The 17,168-nt window shown below is 68.1% G+C and carries 18 protein-coding genes; 11 read left to right on the plus strand and 7 right to left on the minus strand.

Annotated features, from left to right (window positions below; all coding sequences use genetic code 11):
* The first annotated feature begins 16 nt into the window (after positions 1 to 16).
* Positions 17 to 652, plus strand: a complete 636-nt coding sequence (locus ACIGJC_RS14780; RefSeq protein WP_483709674.1) for a TetR/AcrR family transcriptional regulator — start codon at positions 17 to 19, stop codon at positions 650 to 652.
* A gap of 19 nt (positions 653 to 671) precedes the next feature.
* Here ACIGJC_RS14780 and kefC read toward each other — a convergent pair whose 3' ends face one another.
* Both kefC and kefF read right to left on the minus strand, forming a co-directional pair.
* On the minus strand, positions 672 to 2,483 hold the full coding sequence (gene kefC, locus ACIGJC_RS14785) for a glutathione-regulated potassium-efflux system protein KefC (protein ID WP_483709676.1): 1,812 nt from the start codon (positions 2,481 to 2,483) through the stop codon (positions 672 to 674).
* Positions 2,480 to 3,049, minus strand: a complete 570-nt coding sequence (gene kefF / locus ACIGJC_RS14790; protein ID WP_483709677.1) for a glutathione-regulated potassium-efflux system oxidoreductase KefF — start codon at positions 3,047 to 3,049, stop codon at positions 2,480 to 2,482. Before kefF ends, kefC begins: the two co-directional genes overlap by 4 nt.
* Before the next feature lie 354 nt (positions 3,050 to 3,403).
* Here kefF and ACIGJC_RS14795 point away from each other — a divergent pair, with 354 nt between their 5' ends.
* Entirely contained in the window at positions 3,404 to 4,099 is a 696-nt protein-coding gene (locus ACIGJC_RS14795; protein WP_483709679.1) for a GNAT family N-acetyltransferase, read from the plus strand.
* Positions 4,100 to 4,183: 84 nt separating this feature from the next.
* Here the strand turns inward: ACIGJC_RS14795 and ACIGJC_RS14800 are convergent, their stop codons facing one another.
* The 5 genes from ACIGJC_RS14800 to ACIGJC_RS14820 form a co-directional block, all read right to left on the minus strand.
* Complete coding sequence (locus ACIGJC_RS14800; RefSeq protein WP_211946200.1) at positions 4,184 to 4,675, minus strand: Lrp/AsnC family transcriptional regulator; 492 nt, start codon at positions 4,673 to 4,675, stop codon at positions 4,184 to 4,186.
* Between the two features lie 382 nt (positions 4,676 to 5,057).
* A complete protein-coding gene (locus ACIGJC_RS14805) occupies positions 5,058 to 5,633 on the minus strand; it encodes an EF-hand domain-containing protein (RefSeq protein WP_483709680.1) in 576 nt (191 codons plus the stop codon).
* Between the two features lie 173 nt (positions 5,634 to 5,806).
* A complete protein-coding gene (locus ACIGJC_RS14810; RefSeq protein WP_483709682.1) occupies positions 5,807 to 6,511 on the minus strand; it encodes a type II secretion system protein N in 705 nt (234 codons plus the stop codon).
* Between the two features lie 71 nt (positions 6,512 to 6,582).
* The gene (locus ACIGJC_RS14815; protein WP_483709683.1) at positions 6,583 to 7,803 is read right to left on the minus strand and encodes a globin domain-containing protein; all 1,221 of its coding nucleotides are present in this window, start codon (positions 7,801 to 7,803) and stop codon (positions 6,583 to 6,585) included.
* A gap of 101 nt (positions 7,804 to 7,904) precedes the next feature.
* Entirely contained in the window at positions 7,905 to 8,357 is a 453-nt protein-coding gene (locus tag ACIGJC_RS14820; protein WP_483709685.1) for an RrF2 family transcriptional regulator, read from the minus strand.
* Between the two features lie 198 nt (positions 8,358 to 8,555).
* On the opposite strand from ACIGJC_RS14820, the gene gspG reads away from it, so the two are divergent.
* From gspG to gspD, 9 genes are all read left to right on the plus strand, one after another.
* Positions 8,556 to 9,029 (plus strand): type II secretion system major pseudopilin GspG, encoded by a 474-nt coding sequence (gene gspG / locus ACIGJC_RS14825; protein ID WP_483709687.1) that lies wholly within the window; start codon positions 8,556 to 8,558, stop codon positions 9,027 to 9,029.
* Positions 9,030 to 9,044: 15 nt separating this feature from the next.
* Positions 9,045 to 9,545 (plus strand): prepilin-type N-terminal cleavage/methylation domain-containing protein, encoded by a 501-nt coding sequence (locus ACIGJC_RS14830; RefSeq protein WP_483709689.1) that lies wholly within the window; start codon positions 9,045 to 9,047, stop codon positions 9,543 to 9,545.
* Positions 9,542 to 9,949 carry a type II secretion system minor pseudopilin GspI gene (gene gspI, locus ACIGJC_RS14835; RefSeq protein ID WP_483709690.1) on the plus strand — a complete coding sequence of 136 codons (408 nt, stop codon included), beginning with the start codon at positions 9,542 to 9,544 and terminating at the stop codon, positions 9,947 to 9,949. The genes ACIGJC_RS14830 and gspI overlap by 4 nt, the downstream gene beginning before the upstream one ends.
* The gene (locus ACIGJC_RS14840) at positions 9,927 to 10,643 is read left to right on the plus strand and encodes a PulJ/GspJ family protein (RefSeq protein WP_483709691.1); all 717 of its coding nucleotides are present in this window, start codon (positions 9,927 to 9,929) and stop codon (positions 10,641 to 10,643) included. The genes gspI and ACIGJC_RS14840 overlap by 23 nt, the downstream gene beginning before the upstream one ends.
* Positions 10,644 to 10,645: 2 nt before the next feature.
* On the plus strand, positions 10,646 to 11,659 hold the full coding sequence (gene gspK / locus ACIGJC_RS14845) for a type II secretion system minor pseudopilin GspK (protein ID WP_483711564.1): 1,014 nt from the start codon (positions 10,646 to 10,648) through the stop codon (positions 11,657 to 11,659).
* Between the two features lie 255 nt (positions 11,660 to 11,914).
* The gene (gspL, locus tag ACIGJC_RS14850) at positions 11,915 to 13,306 is read left to right on the plus strand and encodes a type II secretion system protein GspL (RefSeq protein ID WP_483709693.1); all 1,392 of its coding nucleotides are present in this window, start codon (positions 11,915 to 11,917) and stop codon (positions 13,304 to 13,306) included.
* An 8-nt stretch (positions 13,307 to 13,314) separates the two neighbouring features.
* Positions 13,315 to 13,917 (plus strand): type II secretion system protein M, encoded by a 603-nt coding sequence (locus ACIGJC_RS14855; protein WP_483709694.1) that lies wholly within the window; start codon positions 13,315 to 13,317, stop codon positions 13,915 to 13,917.
* A complete protein-coding gene (locus tag ACIGJC_RS14860) occupies positions 13,917 to 14,723 on the plus strand; it encodes a type II secretion system protein N (RefSeq protein WP_483709695.1) in 807 nt (268 codons plus the stop codon). The genes ACIGJC_RS14855 and ACIGJC_RS14860 overlap by 1 nt, the downstream gene beginning before the upstream one ends.
* Before the next feature lie 35 nt (positions 14,724 to 14,758).
* On the plus strand, positions 14,759 to 17,167 hold the full coding sequence (gene gspD, locus ACIGJC_RS14865) for a type II secretion system secretin GspD (protein WP_483709696.1): 2,409 nt from the start codon (positions 14,759 to 14,761) through the stop codon (positions 17,165 to 17,167).
* Position 17,168 lies beyond the last annotated feature (1 nt).

The following is a 17,168-nucleotide window of genomic DNA, read 5'->3' on the forward strand; positions in this document are numbered from 1 at the left end:
ACCCTGCCGGACCGATATGGCGCGAACCAAGGCCCCCGACTTCGAAGCACAGCGCGAGCAAATCCTGGAACTGGCGGCCGCCGCCTTTGCCAACAGCAGCTATCCGAGCACCTCGATGGCCGACCTGGCCGCCGCCTGCGGCACCTCCAAGGCGCGCCTGTACCACTATTACGAGAGCAAGGAAGCGATCCTGTTCGACCTGCTGGACCGCTACACGCGCCGGCTGATGCTGATCGTCACCGAGGTCGAGGCCGATTCCGAGCGCCAGGGCCGCACCGACCGCGAAAGCTTCGCCAGCCTGATCCGCGCGTTCCTGGCCGAGTACGAGAACTCCCAGACGCGCCATATCGCGCTGATCAATGACGTCAAATTCCTGGCCGAAGAGCAGCGTGTGGTCATCCTCGGCCGCGAGCGCGACGTGGTCGCGGCGTTCTCGCGCATGCTGCGGCGTGCGTACCCGGAACGCGTCACGCGCGAGAACCAGACCGCGCTGACCATGACCGTGTTCGGCATGATCAACTGGACCTTCACCTGGCTCAAGCCGGGCGGCAAGCTGTCCTACGCGGCGTTCGCCGACATGGTGGTGGACCTGCTCGAAGGCGGCCTGCCGGGCAAGACGGGCGCCCCCGCCGAAGCACTGGCCCGCCGCTGAAGGCGGGCCGTCCACGGGATCAAGACCACTCCGCCTCTTCCTGCTGGCGCCGCTGCTCGCGGTCCTGGCGGAACATTTCCTCCAGCTCGTCGCGCGCCTGGCGCGCCAGCGACACCAGCTTCTTCTGGTCGGTGTAGTGCGGATAGAAGCGGTCGATGGCCTGGATGTTGTGGCGGCGGAAACGCAGCGCGACGCTGCGCGCCTGCGCCGGGTCAAACCCCAATCCTTCCAGCACCCGCCGGCCCAGCATCAGCGAGCCCTCGAACATCTCGCGCTCGAACAGCTGCACGCCGCGGTCCTTGAGCTGGTAGATATGCGACACATGGCGCGCCCGGGCGTAGATCTGCAGGTCCGGATAGCGTTCGCGCACGCGGTCGATCAGTTGCAGGCTGTCGTCCATGCCGTCGATGGCCACGACCAGGATGCGCGCCTTGGCGATGCCGGCGGCCTCCAGCAGGTCGAGCCGGGTGGCATCGCCATAGAAGATCGTGAAGCCGTACTGGCGCAGGAACTCGATCTGGTCGGGATCATGGTCCAGCACGGTGACGCCGATGCCCTGCGCATACAGCAAACGGCCGATGATCTGGCCGAAGCGCCCGAAGCCGGCGATCAGCACGGGGTTGTCCTGCGGCGTGATGGCATCGTCGGGGCGCCGGTTCATGGCGCCGACATGCGGTGCTACCAGGCGGTCATAGGCAAGCAGGAGCAACGGCGTGGCCACCATCGACAAGGCCACGATCAGCACCAGCAAGGCTTCGGTTTCGCGTGGCAGCAGGCCGGCGGAGCCGGCCACGCCGAACACGACGAAGGCGAACTCGCCACCCTGCGAGATCAGCAGCGCAAAGAGCAGCCGCTGGCCGCGCGCAATGGCAAAGTACCGCGCCAGCAGCACCAGCACGGCGGTCTTGGCGACGACGAATGCCGCCACCAGGCCGAGCACAGTCGCCGGCGACCGCGCCAGCACCGCGAAGTCGATCGACATCCCGACCGCCATGAAGAACATGCCGAGCAGCAAGCCCTTGAACGGCTCCAGGTCGGCCTCGAGTGCGTGGCGGTACTCGGAATCGGCCAGCAGCACGCCGGCCACGAAGGTGCCCAGCGCCATCGACAGGCCCACTGCGTCCATCATCAGCGCAATGCCCACCACCAGCAGCAGCGCAAACGCGGTGAACATCTCGCGCATGTCCGTGCGGGCGATGAAACGCAGGGCCGGGCGCACGAGGTAGCGGCCGCCGAACACCACGGCGGCAATCACCGCCACGCCCTTGGCCGCCGCCTGCCAGCCGCCTGCGCCGCTGGCGTCGGTCGCGCTTTCCGCCGCCAGCAGCGGCAACAGCGCGATCATCGGGATGGCCGCGATATCCTGGAACAGCAGGATGCCGAAGCTGGCCCCGCCCGCGGGCGTGCCGAACAGGTTGCGCTCGGCCAGCGTGGCCAGGGCGATGGCGGTGGACGACAGTGCCAGTCCCAGCCCCGCCACCAGCGCCACCGGCCACGGCGCCCCGACCAGCACCGCCAGGATGCCGATCACCAGCGCGCAGGCGGCAAGCTGGACACCGCCATAGCCAAAGATGCTCCGCCGCAGCGCCCAGAGCTTGCGCGGTTCCAGCTCCAGCCCGATCACGAACATCATCAGCACGACGCCGAATTCCGAGAAATGCAGGATCGACTCGACATTGGTCACCATCCGCAGCGCGAACGGGCCAATCGCCGCGCCGGCCAGCAGGTAGCCCAGCACGGCGCCCAGCCCGGTGCGGCGCGCCAGCGGTACCGCCACCACGGCCGCCACCAGGAAAACCACGAGCGCGATCAGGAAATCATGCTGGTTCATGCGCGCACCTCCGCGCCTGCCGCTGCCGGGCCGCCTTCTTGGGCGCCGATGCGCCGGCAGACATGGGCAATGTGCTCGGCCAGGACGTGGGCGTCGGTGTTGTCGGCATCGTGCAGCACCAGCGGCGGCAGCCAGTCCATGCCGCACAGCCGCGCGGTCTGCTCCAGCGGCAGCAGGAAGGCTTCGATCGCGTGGCCATGGTTGCCTTCGGGCCCATAGGAATCGAACGTGCCGCCGGTACTCGCCACCGCGAGCACGGATTTCCCGCGCAGCGCCGTGCCGCCCGGGCCGTAGGCCCAGCCATATTCGAGCACCTCGTCCAGCCAGAGCTTGAGCAGCGCGGGCACGCTGTACCAGTGCACCGGATATTGCAGGACAACCGTCTCCGCGGCGGCCAGCGCGCGCTGTTCGGTGACGACGTCGATGTCGTAGTCGACATAGCGGCGATAGAGGTCATGGACAGCGACGTGTGGCAGCGACGCCAGCGCTTCCGCCAGCGGACGGTTGACACGCGAATGGCGCGGCTTCGGGTGCGCGTAGATCACAACGATGGGGGATTCGGTCATCGGCACGGAGGTTCAGTCTGGAATATCAGGCGTACCCGCTTCAGCGCGAGCGCCGCGGCCAGAGGAATGCGGCGTTGCACCAAATCCACAGGCAGAACGGTGCAACAATTCATCACATTTTCCCAAACTTTTGATTTTACTCATTATTTTTTGAAAAAACCGACCCGATAGAACCTGTTGCGGCGCAGGAAGCTTACGCCTAACTGACAGTTCCGCTACAATACTTTTCACGTCGCATCAATATAGTGTTTTCCCCAATCCGGCATATCCGGAAGCAAAAAGTGCCTGGCGAAACACCGCGACAATGCTATTTTTATCGCTGATTGCACCGGATTGCACCGGGAAGGAAACATCGTGAATCCGCTCGAACTGAGCAAGGCCGTCGGCGCCGTTACCGACGAAGATCTGCGCAAGGCAGCCGCCGCACAGGCCGCACAGCGCGCCACCGTTCTGGTGCGCGAGTTGGCCGCCCATCACCGGTCGCGCCTGCTGAAGCATTTCCTCGCCCTGGGCGAGGAGGATCGCCTGCTCCGTTTCGGCCAGTCGGTTGGCGATCACGTGATTGAAGCGTATGTCGACAGCATCGACTTCGACCACGACTCCGTGTTCGGCGTGTACGACGAAAAGCTCGAACTGGTCGGCGTCGGCCACTTCGCCAACCTGCGCGACAACGCGCAGGGCCGCGTGGCGGAATTCGGCGTGTCGGTGTCCAAGAGCGCGCGCGGTCGCGGCATCGGCAGTGCGCTGTTCGAGCGCGCCGCCATGCACGGCCGCAACACCAGCGTGCGCACGCTGTACATGCACTGCCTGTCGCGCAACGCGGCGATGATGCACATCGCCAAGAAGGCCGGCATGAAGGTGCAGTACGCGTACGGCGAGGCCGACGCCTACCTGGAACTGCCGCCCGCAGACACCATGAGCCGCCTGACCGAGGCCCTGGACGAGCAAGTCGCCGACCTCGACTACCTGGTGCGCCGCAACCTGCGCGACGCGCGCCGCTTCGGGCTGCGCTTCTGGCGCTCGATGGTGCCGCAGAAGGGCACCGCCTGATCCGGTCGCCGAGCGCCGGCCAGCCCCGACCCCACGCCAGACGGCGCATCGTGACGATGCGCCGTTTTTGTTTGGCGCGGCAGCTCAGCCGCCAGCAACCGGCAGCGCCGTGGTGTCCTTGATGCTTTCCAGCGCAAAGCTCGAACGCACGTCGATGACCGACGGGTGGGCCAGCAACTGTTCCTGCATGAAGCGCGCGAAGTGCTCCATGTCTTCCACGTAGACCTTGAGCAGCAGGTCCATCTCGCCCGTCATGGCATGGCACGCGGCCACCTCCGGCCACGTGGAGATGGAAGCGCGGAACAAGTCCAGCGGTGCCTTGCCCTTGGGCGCGCCCCCATGCTTCTCCAGCCGGACGTTGATATAGGCCAGCAGGCCCAGGCCGATCTTGCCGGGCTCCAGCAGCGCCGCATACTGCCGGATCACGCCGATCTCCTCCAGCCGGCGGATGCGCCGCAGGCACGGACTCGGCGAGAGGTTCACGCGCTCGGCAACCTCCAGGTTGGTCAACCGGCCGTTGGTCTGCAGGACCTCAAGGATCTTCCGGTCGATCTTGTCCAACTCCACCTTGCTCACGATTTCGTTGCTCCGCAATATGTTTATTGGCAATTTTTTTGCGCAAATTTAGCAAGTTGTGCACAAGTACGCAATTTTTTGTGGCATCTCTTCAGATTTGCGGCCGCATCGATCACTCTTGGGGCGGAATGGATGACGAGATACCGGTCTGCCGTACACGCTTTCGCGGGACCGGCCTGCCGCGGCAAAACCACTCGGGTGCAGGCCAGGGAGGACGCCAGGCCTGTTGCACGGGCAGCGGGCATTCTACGGTTGTTCGGCGGTTTTCCGGCATGCCATCCCGTATTTCGACCATCGCGACGCACGAAAACAAAAACGCGCGACCGGCGAAGGTCGCGCGTCCGTATCAGGCAACGCCCCGGGACAGGGCGCGCGTGGCTGGTCAGCCGCCGCTGCTGGAAGGCGCCGACGGCGCGCCCGGTCCGCGCGGCATGCGCTGCATGCGTTCCTGATGCATCTTCTCCATGCCTGCCTTGATTTCGTCCAGGGTCAGCTTGCCATCGTGGTTGGCGTCGAGCTGATCGAAGCGCTGCGCCAGGCGCGGCAGGCCGGCCTTGACTTCATCCCTGGTCAGCGCGCCGTCACCGTTCTTGTCGGCGGCCTTGAACCTGGCCTCGAACTCCTTCTGCATCTCGGCGCGGCGTTGCTCCATCGAAGCCTTGCGGAAGGCCGACAGTTCGCTCTTGTCGAGCTTGCCGTCGTGGTTGGTGTCGATACGGTTGAAGAGCGCGTCGGCTTCAGCCTTGGAAATCGTGCCATCGCCATCGGTGTCGATCGACTTCATCCACATGCCACCGCCGTGTTCCATGTGGCGGTGCATGTCGCCGCGTTGCCCCGGTGCGGGCGCGGTTCCCGGTGCAGGCGCCGCGGCCTGGGCGAACGCCCCGCCGGCAACGAGGAATGCGGCAGACGCGGCCAGGAAGTGCTTGAGGATCTGCGACTTGGATTTGCCTTGCATGTCTTGCTCCTTTTCATCACGTGGGCATGTACGGATTAGAACGCGGACGATGCAGCGAAGTTGGCGCTTTTAATACGATGTTACGCGGCTCACAGAAAGGGCTACCTGGCGTAAGCGATCGCAAGCGATGACGAATATGTGAATACGTGCCGGCACCGGCAGCGCGGCCGGACTCAGTTCTTGGGCACGAGCGGGTTCAGGGGCGCGTGTGGCGCCACGGCGGGCTGCAGCTGGTGCGGGTCGATGTCTTGCATCTGCGGTTGTGCCGGCGCTTGCTGCGACATGGTCGCCGGTGGTGGTACCGGCTGCGGCGTCTGCGCAGGCGGCTGGCTCACCGCGGGTGCAGGTGCAGGCGCGGGTGGCGGCATCGGCGTGGCAAGGGGCGCCGCCGCGCCCGAGGGGGGCGTAGCGGGCAGCGGCGCCGCACCGGCCTTCGGCACGCCGGCCTGCAACGGCAGCACGATTTCCTGGCGCACGCCATTGCGCTCGATCACCACGGAACGGCCGTGGATTTCCACCAGGCGAATCTGCTGCGACAGTGCCGTGCCCGCCCGCACGGCCTTGGGCGGGCCGCCGTCGAGCGACACGATCGCGGCGCCCGCGCCGTCGGACACATCCGCCACGACGCCGATCAGCTGCACGTCGCGCACGCCGCCCTGGGCCGAGCCGCCGAACAGCGTGGCCACGGCGCCCGTCTCCACCGCTTCGGTCTGCGCCACGCGCGCGGCTTGCGGGACCGGGATGGTCCGCATCGCGCTGAAGGTCAGCATCCAGCGTGTCGCCAGCGCGCAAAGCGCGACGAAGAGAACCAGGGCCGCTGCGCGCGGCAGCCAGGCCGCGGCATCGAGACGGAAAACAGGCCGGACGGAGAGTTGCACGGGATGGGCGCGGTACGCTCGAAAGGAACGCGCCAAGCGTACCAGAGGCCCATGACCGTGTCTGTGACGGCTTACAGCAGATCGTCGAGCAGATCGGGGCCGAACACTTCGCGGTGGATATGCCCGACCGGAACGCCGGCGCTGATCAGCGCATGACGCTGTGCCTGCATGAAGCCGAGCGGACCGCACAGGTGGAAGTCGCCATCGACGAACAGGCTGGTCTCGGGCGCGCCCAGCAGCGCGGCAACCGGCATGGTGCCAGCATGGTCGTAGTCGCGGCCGGCCACGTCGGCGGCCTGCGGCTGTTCATAGCTGACATGGGTACGCAGTTGCGGCAGGCGCTCCCTGGCCCACGCCACGTCGGCGCGGTGCGCGTGGTGGCGGCCGTCGCGCGCGGCATGGGCGAAAAGGATTTCACGCCTGGAGCCCTGCAGGGCCAGCGTGCGCAGCACCGACAGCATCGGCGTGATGCCGATACCGGCCGACAGCAGCACCAGCGGGCGGTGGCCGTCCAGGCGCGGCGCGAATTCGCCGAACGGTGCGCTCACCCGCAGCTCGGTGCCGGGCTGGGCGTTGGCGTGCAGCCAGTTGGACACGGCGCCCGCCGGCGTGGCATGGTCGCCATCCTCGCGCTTGACCGAGATCCGCCACGTCGGCAGCCCGCGCTCGGCGGACAGCGAATACTGGCGTTGCTGGCGGTTGCCGTCGGCGAGCGTGACTTCGACGCTGACGTACTGGCCCGGGCGGAAATCGCGCAGCGGCTGGCCGTCGACGGCCGCCAGGGTGAGCGCGACCACGTTGTCGCTCTGCACATCGCGGCGCTCGACGCGCACTGCGATGCGCTCGCCGGCGGCCAGGCCCGTGCTCTGGTACAGGCGCGCTTCGGCCGCGATCAGTTCGCCGGCCAGCAGCCAGTAGGCTTCGTCCCAGGCGGCCAGCAGGTCAGGCGTGGCGGCGCCGCCCAGCACGGCGGAAATGGCGCCCAGCAGGTGCTTCCCGACGATCGGATAGTGCGCGGGCGTCAGGCCCACGGCCGCATGCTTGTGCACGATGCGATCGACCACCGGCGCGAGCGCGCTCGCGTTGTCGATATTGGCGGCGTAGGCGAATACCGCGGACGCGAGCGACTGCTGCTGCGAACCGTTGGCCTGGTTGCCCATGTTGAAGAGCTGGGTCAGTTCGGGCCGGTCCGCGAACATCTCGCGGTAGAAATGGGTGGTGATGGCGAGGCCATGTTCGCGCAACACCGGTACGCTGGCATCAATGTAGGGGCGGGAAGCAGCAGACAACATCAGGTAAGGCTCCGTTTAATTCATGCAAATTAAATGCATGTTTTTACTCACAACAAAGCCGGCGCGCGGGGCGTCTGAACGGACGACTCAGGGAGTACCGTTCAGGCCGTACGCCGGCTCATAAAATCGCGATGCAGCCGGATGATCGACTCGGCGGTCTGGCTGCCGGTGACATCCGCCAGGGTGACGGTGTCGAGTGCGCTGTAGAACGCCTGCTCTGCCACATCCAGCGCCCGGCGCAGACGGCAATTGCCGTTCAGCGCGCAGGGCGGGTTGTCACAGTCGATCACCGGCTTGTGGCCTTCCAGCTCGCGCAGGATCGTGCCGATGGTCAGTTGCTGGGCTTGCGGACCCAGTTCCAGACCGCCGTGGCGACCGCGCGTAGCGGTAATCCACCCCAGCTTCGACAGGCGCGCCGCCACCTTCACGAGGTGATGGTGCGAGATCTCGAACTGCTGCCCCACCTCGGCAATGGTGATTTGCCGGCTGCCGTCGGCGCGCGCGACGTACATAAGCAGCCGCAGTGCGTAGTCGGAGAAGCGGGTCAGTTGCATCGTGGTGACATGGTAGATAAACAGTATTTGGAATGCAAGTTATTGTTGCGCCGCGCAATGCCACGACATCCACCAGACTACGGCGTGCGAGAATCGGACGCCACAAAAAACAGTCATGGCCGGCGGTTATACTGGCTGTCGAACGCCGGGCGCGCGGCCAGCGGGCCGCCCCGAGATCCAGCAAGAGGCCCAGATACGATGCGCAGACTCTCACCCCTTTCCGCCAACACCCGCTCCTCGAGTTCGCTCCGCGCCCGCGGCAGCCGTGGCTTCACCCTGATCGAAATCATGGTGGTGATCGTGATCCTGGGGGTGCTGGCGGCACTGGTGGTGCCCAAGATCATGAGCCGTCCCGACGAAGCCCGCATCGTGGCGGCGCGCCAGGACATCTCGTCGATCATGCAGGCGCTCAAGCTCTACCGGCTCGACAACAGCCGCTACCCGACCACCGAGCAGGGCCTGGCCGCGCTGGTGGCCAAGCCGACCACCGAGCCCGTGCCCAACAACTGGAAGGGTGGCGGCTACCTGGAGAAGCTGCCCAAGGACCCGTGGGGACATCCGTACCAGTACCTGAACCCTGGCGTGCGCGGCGAGATCGACGTCTTCAGCTTCGGTGCCGACGGCCAGGCCGGCGGCAGCGGCAATGACGCCGACATCGGCAACTGGGAATAACGCCGCCCCCGCAGCATGAAACCGGCCCCGCGCCGCCGCGCCGCCGCTTGCCGGCCACGGGGCTTCACCTTGCTGGAACTGCTGGTGGTCATGGTGATCGCCGGCATCGTCATTTCGCTGGTGGCCGTCAATGCATCACCCAATGAGCGCGGGCGCCTGCTGGACGACGGCCAGCGCATCGCGCGCCTGTTCGAGCTGGCGCAGGAAGAAGCCCAGCTCGGCGCCCGGCCGATCGCCTGGGAAGGCAACACCAGCGGCTGGCGCTTCCTTGAATCCACCCCCAACGGCTGGGTCCCCATGCGCACCGATGTGTTCGCGCCGGGTCATTGGCGCCTGATGCCGGACCAAGTGATCGTCGCCGAAGGCGGCCGCAACGCCGGCACGGGCGGCCCGCTCCGCCTGGTCTTCGGGCGCGAGCTGATCGACGGGCCGCAGCGGCTGATCCTGGTGCGCGGCGATATCCGCGTGGAGGTCGCCGGCGATGGCGGCGGCCGCTACTTCGCCAGCGCGCCATGATGCAGCGCGCGCATCCCGGCCACCGCGAGGCAGGCGGCTTCACGCTGATCGAAGTGCTGGTGGCGCTCACCATCCTGGCCGTCGCGCTGACCGCAGCCATGCGGGCCATGGGCAGCATGGTCGATGCCAGCGCGGCGCTGCAGTCGCGCATGCTGGCCGAATTCAGTGCCGAGAACCAGCTGGCCACGTTGCGCCTGACCAAGACCTGGCCCGAGCCCGGTGTCAGCGGTTATGCCTGCCCGCAGGGCGGCACGCCGCTTTATTGCGAGCAGACCGTCTCCGGCACGCCCAATCCCGTGTTCCGGCGCGTGGAAGTCGCGGTCTATCCGTCCGCCGCCGACCGCTCGGTGCGCCTGGCGTGGCTGGTCACCATCATCCCCAATGAAACGCGCAACCTGCTCTGAGCGCCGCCAGGCGGCCGGGCGCGGCTTCACGCTGCTCGAGATGCTGGTGGCCATCACGCTGCTGGCGGTCATGGCCGTGATCGGCTGGCGCGCGCTGGACAGCATGACGCGCAGCCGCGAACGGCTCATCGACCATGACGCCCGGCTTGACGCCCTCAAGGTGCTTTATGGCCAGTTCCAGTCCGACTGCGAACACCTGGCCAGCGCGGACCTGCTGCAGGCCAGCCCGGTGGAAGTCGGGAACGGCCAGGTGTTGATGGTGCGCGACCGCCGCGAAGAGAACCAGCCGCCAATGTGGCAGGCGCTCAGCTACAGGCTGGACGGCAACGCGCTGGTCCGCCTCGCGGCCCCGCCGGTCGACAGCCGCGCCGCCGTGCAGTCCGCGCTGCTCGGACTGCGCCAGGCCGGCCGCCAGAATAACGTGCAGGTGCGCCGCGTGCTGTCCGATGTGGACAGCCTGGGCACGCGCGTATGGATCGATCCGCAGGGCTGGCTGGCGGACAACGGCCGCATCCGCAGCGCGCTGTTCAATCCCTCCAGTTCCAATGCCAATGCCAGTTCCGGTGCCAGCGCCGTAGCGGCGCCCACACCGACCAGCGCGGTCGTCCGGGCCGTGGAGCTGTCGGTCCAGGCGCGCATGGGCGACGGCGACGCACCGCGTAACTTCCTCAAGATCTGCATGACGGGCCTGTGACCATGCGCCAATGCTTCCCGTCCCTGCCCCGCCGCCGTGCTCGCGGTGCCGCCGTGGTCACGGCGCTGCTGATGGTCACGCTGGCGGTGGTGGTGGTGTCCGGCATGCTGTGGCGCCAGCAGGTGCAGATCCGTTCGATCGAGAACCAGCGCCTGCTGGCGCAGGCGACGTGGATCGAGCGCGCGGCCGTGGACTGGGCGCGGCTGATCCTGCGCGACGACCAGCGCCGCAGCAGCGTGGACGAGCTGGGCGAGCCCTGGGCCGTGCCGATCGCCGAGACCCGGCTGTCGGACTTCCTTGGGGCGGCGCTGCGCACCGACCAGTCGGGCGAGACTTCGTTCCTGTCCGGGCGCATCCTGGACGCACAGGCGCGCTTCAACCTGACCAACCTGGTGCTGTGGACCGCCACGCCGACCGGGGGCCGCGCCGCCACGGTGGACCCGGCCGGGCTGGCGGTCTACCGCCGCCTGCTGCAGACCGTGGGCCTGAATCCGTCGCTGGCCGACACCACGGGCCGCTTCATGCTGCGTGCCGCGCAAGGCGGCACCGACGGCCAGCCCGTGCCGCGCCCGCCCGACAGCGCCCAGAGCCTGCTCGCGATCCCCGGCTACACGCCGGAGATGGTCACCGCACTGGAGCCGTTCATCACGGTGCTGCCCGAGCGCACCCTGGTCAACGCCAATACGGCCGATCCCGAAGTGCTGTCGGCCGTGATCAACAACCTGGCGCTGGATCGCGCGCGCGAACTGGTCCGCGTGCGCGACCGCGCCTACTTCAATAACGTCGGCGACCTGCAGACCAAGCTGGCCAGCGTGGCGCCGCAGGCCGACACCAGCACCCTGAGCGCCATGCTGGACGTGCGCACGCACTATTTCCTGATCTACGGCCTGGTGCGCCATGAGCGGGCGAGCCGGCTGCAGGTCTCGCTGGTCTACCGGGGCGAGGTCCTGGGCAACGCCAACACCACGCGCGTGCTGTGGATCCACGACACCGACCGCCTGCCCGACCTGCGATGACCCATATCCGCGATTTGCGCGCGACCAGGCGGGCTGCTACCGATATTGGCGGCCGGGATACCGGGGGAGAATGCTATTGACGCGGATTAGTCACACAGGCAAGGTATGCTGCGGCGCTGCCGCGACCGTGGCGCCATGCCGAGCGGCGCCACGCCAGTCCGTATCCGCCGGTCGGCATCTCCGTACCCCGGCACTCCCGCTGCCCCGGCACGCCACCCCAACTCACGGCCTCACTGACGTCAACGCTAGGAAACCTTGAGTACCACCCTGTACGTTCGCCTGCCGCACCGGCCGCACGACCAACCGCAGCCCTGGCATTTTGGCGCACTGCCGTTTGCCCTCGTACGCGACCCGGCTAAGCCGGCCGCCCGGCGCACGGGCGCCGCGCAGGCGCCGGAAGTGTTGCGCGAAGGCCACGCCCAGATTGCTGCACTGCCCGCCGCGGAGCGCCTGGTGCTCATCCTCGCCGCCAGTGACGTACTGCTCACCACGGCCACCGTACCCCCGCTGCCGCCGGCGCGCCTGAAGCAGGCCTTGCCCAACCTGGTGGAAGATGCGCTGGCCACCGACGCACAGCCATGCCACATCGGCGTGGGGCCGGCGCTGGACGCCGACGCCGCGCGGACCGCGCGCGGCCCGCAGCGCCGCCTGCTGATGGTGGCTGACCGGGCCTGGCTGCGCGCGGTACTTGATGCCTTTGCCGAACACCGCCATCGACGCCGCCATATCCTGCCGGCACAGATGTGCCTGCCGCTGGCGACGCCGCCGCAAGCCGGAGACGACGAGAGCGTCCCGGCGCAGCCGGCCACGCTGGTCGTCGAAGCCGCGGCCGCTTCGCTGGCCCAGCCCGAAGGCCTGGTCGAGCCGACGCTGGCGCCTTCGACCGCGCCTGGCAGCGGCCAGTGGCAACTCACGGTACGCACCGGTCCCCATGAAGGCTATGGCCTGTTGCTTGGCAATGACGCGCTTGCCGCATGGCAGGCGCTTGCGCCCGATGGCAACTGGCATGGCGACGCCAGCGCCGTGGCCAGTGCACCTGCGCCAGCGCTGCGCCAGGCTCCCGCCGCCGACTGGCGCCTGTGGATCGCCGGCGCCCAGGGCTGCCTGCAAGAACCCGGGCTCGACCTCGCGCAGTTCGAGTTTGCCCAGGGCCGCGCCGATCGCTGGAACCTGCTGGCGTGGCGTCTGCCGCTGGCGCTGGCTGCCGGCGTCGTGCTGGTCCAGTTGCTCGGCATGAACGTGCACTGGCTGATGCTGCGCCACGAACAGCAGCGACTGGAAGCCGCACAGCTGCAGACCCTGCACACCGCCTTCCCGCAGATCCAGACCGTCCTCGATGCCCCGCTGCAGATGCGGCGGCAGGTGGAACAGCTTCGCCTGGCCAGCGGGCGCAGCACGCCGGACGACTTCCTGCCGCTGGCCGACCGGTTTGGCCAGGCGGCCCGCCATCTCGCCCCGGATGCGCTGCAGGCGCTCGAATATCGCGGGCACGCGCTGGTTGCCACACTGAAGCCCGGCACCGATACCGCCGCGCTGCGTGGCGCCGTGCGGCAGGCCGGCCTGCAGATGGAAGAAGACAAGACGGACGTGGCCACGCGCCCCGCCGGCCCTGCCGGCTCGCGCTGGCTCATCAAGCCAGGCCTGTGAACCGAATCATGAGCCCGAGCCAAGACAACCTCCGCCCACAGACATCACAGGGCTCCGCGAAGCGCCGCCCCGCCGCCGCCTGGTTCACGCGCATGAAGCCGCGCGTGCCGCAAGCCTGGCGCGACCAGTTCGACGCGTTCTGGTCCGCGCGCAATCCGCGCGAGCAGGCCATCCTCGCGGGGGGCGCCGCGGTACTGGGACTGGTGCTCATCTATACCGTGCTGTGGGAGCCCGCCGCGGATGGCCGGGCGCGACTGTCGCGCAGCCTGCCGGCGCTGCGCGCCGAACTCGCGGAAATGCAAACCCTTGCGCAAGAGGCCCGCGGCCTGAACGCGAGCCCCGCGCCTGCCTTGCGCGGCGAGGCCCTTACCCAGGCCTTGCAGGACAGCCTCGGCAAATATGGCCTCAAGGCGACACGGCTGGCCGCCGGGGCCGACAACAGCGTCCAGGTACAGCTCGACAAGGCGCCGTTCGGCGCGGTGGCGGGCTGGCTGCAGGACGTGCGCCAGCAGCAGCGCCTGAAAGTCACGGATGCGCGCATCGTCTACGTCGGCGCCACCGCGCTGGTCAATGTCAGCGCGACCCTGCAGGGTCCGGGCGGCCGCAGCTGATGGTACGCCTGGAGTCCCTGCGGCTGCCCCGACGCAAGCTGCGCCAGCCGGCGGGCTGGCGCAGCGCCGGCTGGCTGCTGCTGGGCCTGGCCACTGCCGGCATTACCGTGCTGGCCATGCTGCCGGCGGCCTGGATTGCCGATACGGTGGCAGCCCGGACGCAACGCCGGGTGCTGCTCGCCGACGCCTCCGGGTCGATCTGGCACGGCAGCGCCACGCTGGCACTGTCGGCGGGCGCGGGCAGCCAGACCGCGGCGGTGCTGCCGGGCCGGCTGCAATGGTCGCTGGCCTTCTGGCCGCTGCTGACGGGCCGTGCGCGCCTGGTCCTCACGCATACCGAAGCCATGCCCGCGCCAGTCGCACTGACCGTCACGCCGGGCGGCTGGACCGCGCAGTCCGGCGCCATCCGCCTGCCGGCCGCGCTGCTGGAAGGCGTGGGCGCGCCGTTCAACACGCTGCGCCCGGACGGCCTGATGCGCGCGGACTGGTCCGCGCTGCAGGGCAAGTTCGCCGGCGGACTGCTGTACGGCCATATCACGCTGCGCATCGAACAAGTATCGTCGTCGGTCAGCCGGCTGCGCCCGCTGGGCAGCTACCGTGCCGAAATCGACTGGAACGGCGCCGATGGCAAGCTCGCGCTGAGCACCATTGCCGGTCCGCTGCACCTCGATGGCAGCGGCACGCTGGGCCGGCAGGCGCGCTTTGAAGGCACGGCCCATGCCGAGCCCGAAGCCGCCACCCCGCTGAACAGCCTGCTGAGCCTGCTGGGACGAAGAGAGAACAATGTGACAAGGCTGAGCTTCTGATGCCTGCCTACGCCAGGAGCCGACCGGAACCAAACATGAAAACCGAAGCCACCCGACCCTTTTTCCACACCGCCAGTGCCCGCGCCGTGGTCCTGCTATGCGGGCTTTCACTGCTGGCGCCCGCGCCGCTGTGGGCGCAACAGCCCGCCAGCGCTGGCGTGCCCCCGCCCCCGGACATCACGCCGCGCAACCGGGACCAGGTGGTGCTCAACTTCGTCAACGCCGACCTCGAATCCGTCGTCAAGGCCGTGGGCCAGGCCACCGGCAAGAATTTCGTGATCGATCCGCGCGTGAAGGGCACGGTCAACCTGGTGACCGAGCAGCCGGTTTCGCGCGCCCAGGCGCTGGAGACGCTCGGATCGGTGCTGCGCATGCAGGGCTATGCGATGGTGGAAAGCAACGGCTTCACCAAGGTCGTGCCCGAAGCGGACGCCAAGCTGCAAGGCTCGCCGATCGTGGCCGGCGGCGCCGGCGGGCGCGGCGACCAGGTGGTGACGCAGGTCTTCCGCCTGAACTACGAGTCGGCCAACAACCTGGTGCCCGTGCTGCGGCCGATGATCGCGCCCAATAACACGATCACCGCCTACCCGGCCAACAACACGCTGGTCATCACGGACTATGCCGAGAACCTGCGCCGTCTGGGCCGCATCATCGCCGCGATCGACGCGCCGGCCTCCGGCGAGGTCGAACTGGTACCGCTGAAGAACGCCATCGCCAGCGACACCGCGCTGGTCCTGCAGAAGCTGCTCGATCCGGCAGCGTCCGCGACCGGTGCGGGCGGCGCAGCGGGCGTCGACAGCAGCCTGCGCACGACCGTGGTGGCCGAACCGCGCAGCAACTCGCTGATGATCCGCGCGTCGAGCCGTGCGCGGCTGCAGCAGGCACGCATGCTGATCGAAAAGCTCGACCAGCCCTATGCGCGGCCCGGCAATATCTGGGTCGTGCCGCTCAAGAACGCGGATGCGGTCAAGCTGGCCGCGACGCTGCGCGCCATCGTCGCCGCGGACAGCAGCTTTGCCGCCAGCACCCAGCCCGGCGCGGCCGGTGCCGCCGGCGCGGGCGGCCTGACCAACGTTTCCACGCCGGCCGGCAGCCAGTTTACCGGCGGCACCACGGCGAACCAGACCGGCATGCGCGCCAGCGGCACCAGCGGTTCCGGTTCTGGCGGCGCCTATGGCAATTCAGCATTTGCTGCATCGTTCAACCAGAACACCCAGCCGACCACGGGCGGCATCATCCAGGCCGACCCCTCCACCAACTCCCTGATCATCACGGCCAGCGAGCCGGTCTATCGGAACCTGCGCGGCGTGATCGAAGACCTCGACGCGCGCCGCGCGCAGGTCTACATCGAGTCGATGATCGTCGAAGTCACCTCCACGCAAGCCAGCGAGCTGGGCATCCAGTGGCAGGGGCTGATCCGTTCGGACAGCGGCAACAACAATGTCTTCGCCGGCACCAACTTTGGCAAGGGCGGCCAGAACATCGTTAACCTGACCCTGGCCGGCGCCGCCTACAACGCCAACCATGCTGCGGGCATTGCAGCGGCCACGCAGCTGGTGCCCGACCTCGGCGGCCTGAACCTGGGCGTCGTCAACAAGGCGCTCGGCCTGGGCGCGCTGCTGCGCGCGCTAGGCACCAACGGCAGCGTGAACCTGCTGTCGACGCCGAACCTGATCACGATGGAAAACGAGGAAGCGAAGATCCTGATCGGCCAGAATATCCCGATCACGACCGGCTCCTATGCGCAGACCGGCGGTGCGGCTTCGGTCACCCCGTTCCAGACCTTCGACCGCAAGGACGTCGGCATCACGCTGCGCGTGCGGCCGCAGATCACTGCCGGCGGCAGCGTCAAGATGCAGATCTTCCAGGAATCGTCATCGGTGGTGCCGGGCACGCTGGCACAGGTGCAGGGCCCGACCACCAATGTGCGTTCGATCGAGACCAATGTGCTGGTCGACGACGGCCAGATCATCGTGCTGGGCGGGCTGATCGAAGACTCCTACGGCGACGGCGTGCAAAAGGTGCCGGTGCTCGGCGATATCCCCTGGATCGGCGGCCTGTTCCGCTATGAGAACAAGAACCGCTCCAAGACCAACCTGCTGGTGTTCCTGCGCCCGTATGTAATGCGCACGGCGGGCGCCGCCGACCGCCTGACGGCGGACCGCTACGACTACATGCGCAACCAGCAGGGCAGCTTCATCTCGCCTAACATCATGGTGCGCGACGAAAACACGCCGGTGCTGCCGCCGGCAGATGCGCCCGCCACGCCATTTGTGGACCCGCGCAATACCGGCCCGGTGCCGGGCCCGCTGCCCTTGCCGCAATCGGTGCCGCAATCGGTTCCGCAGACAGCACCGCAGTCCCCGCAACCCGTGCCGCAGCCGCTGACCCAGCAAGGCAGCAACGGTGCGTTCGCCGGGACGGCGTCCGGACGCGGCAACTGAA

Source organism: Cupriavidus sp. C3SS-1 (genome assembly GCF_057073755.1).

Coding starts and splice junctions, on each gene's coding strand:
- ACIGJC_RS14780 (WP_483709674.1), top strand. CDS start 17: ATGGCGCGAACCAAGGCCCCCGACTTCGAAGCACAGCGCGAGCAAATC.
- kefC (WP_483709676.1), bottom strand. CDS start 2,483: ATGAACCAGCATGATTTCCTGATCGCGCTCGTGGTTTTCCTGGTGGCG.
- kefF (WP_483709677.1), bottom strand. CDS start 3,049: ATGACCGAATCCCCCATCGTTGTGATCTACGCGCACCCGAAGCCGCGC.
- ACIGJC_RS14805 (WP_483709680.1), bottom strand. CDS start 5,633: ATGCAAGGCAAATCCAAGTCGCAGATCCTCAAGCACTTCCTGGCCGCG.
- ACIGJC_RS14815 (WP_483709683.1), bottom strand. CDS start 7,803: ATGTTGTCTGCTGCTTCCCGCCCCTACATTGATGCCAGCGTACCGGTG.
- ACIGJC_RS14820 (WP_483709685.1), bottom strand. CDS start 8,357: ATGCAACTGACCCGCTTCTCCGACTACGCACTGCGGCTGCTTATGTAC.
- gspG (WP_483709687.1), top strand. CDS start 8,556: ATGCGCAGACTCTCACCCCTTTCCGCCAACACCCGCTCCTCGAGTTCG.
- ACIGJC_RS14830 (WP_483709689.1), top strand. CDS start 9,045: ATGAAACCGGCCCCGCGCCGCCGCGCCGCCGCTTGCCGGCCACGGGGC.
- gspI (WP_483709690.1), top strand. CDS start 9,542: ATGATGCAGCGCGCGCATCCCGGCCACCGCGAGGCAGGCGGCTTCACG.
- ACIGJC_RS14840 (WP_483709691.1), top strand. CDS start 9,927: ATGAAACGCGCAACCTGCTCTGAGCGCCGCCAGGCGGCCGGGCGCGGC.
- gspK (WP_483711564.1), top strand. CDS start 10,646: ATGCGCCAATGCTTCCCGTCCCTGCCCCGCCGCCGTGCTCGCGGTGCC.
- ACIGJC_RS14855 (WP_483709694.1), top strand. CDS start 13,315: ATGAGCCCGAGCCAAGACAACCTCCGCCCACAGACATCACAGGGCTCC.
- ACIGJC_RS14860 (WP_483709695.1), top strand. CDS start 13,917: ATGGTACGCCTGGAGTCCCTGCGGCTGCCCCGACGCAAGCTGCGCCAG.
- gspD (WP_483709696.1), top strand. CDS start 14,759: ATGAAAACCGAAGCCACCCGACCCTTTTTCCACACCGCCAGTGCCCGC.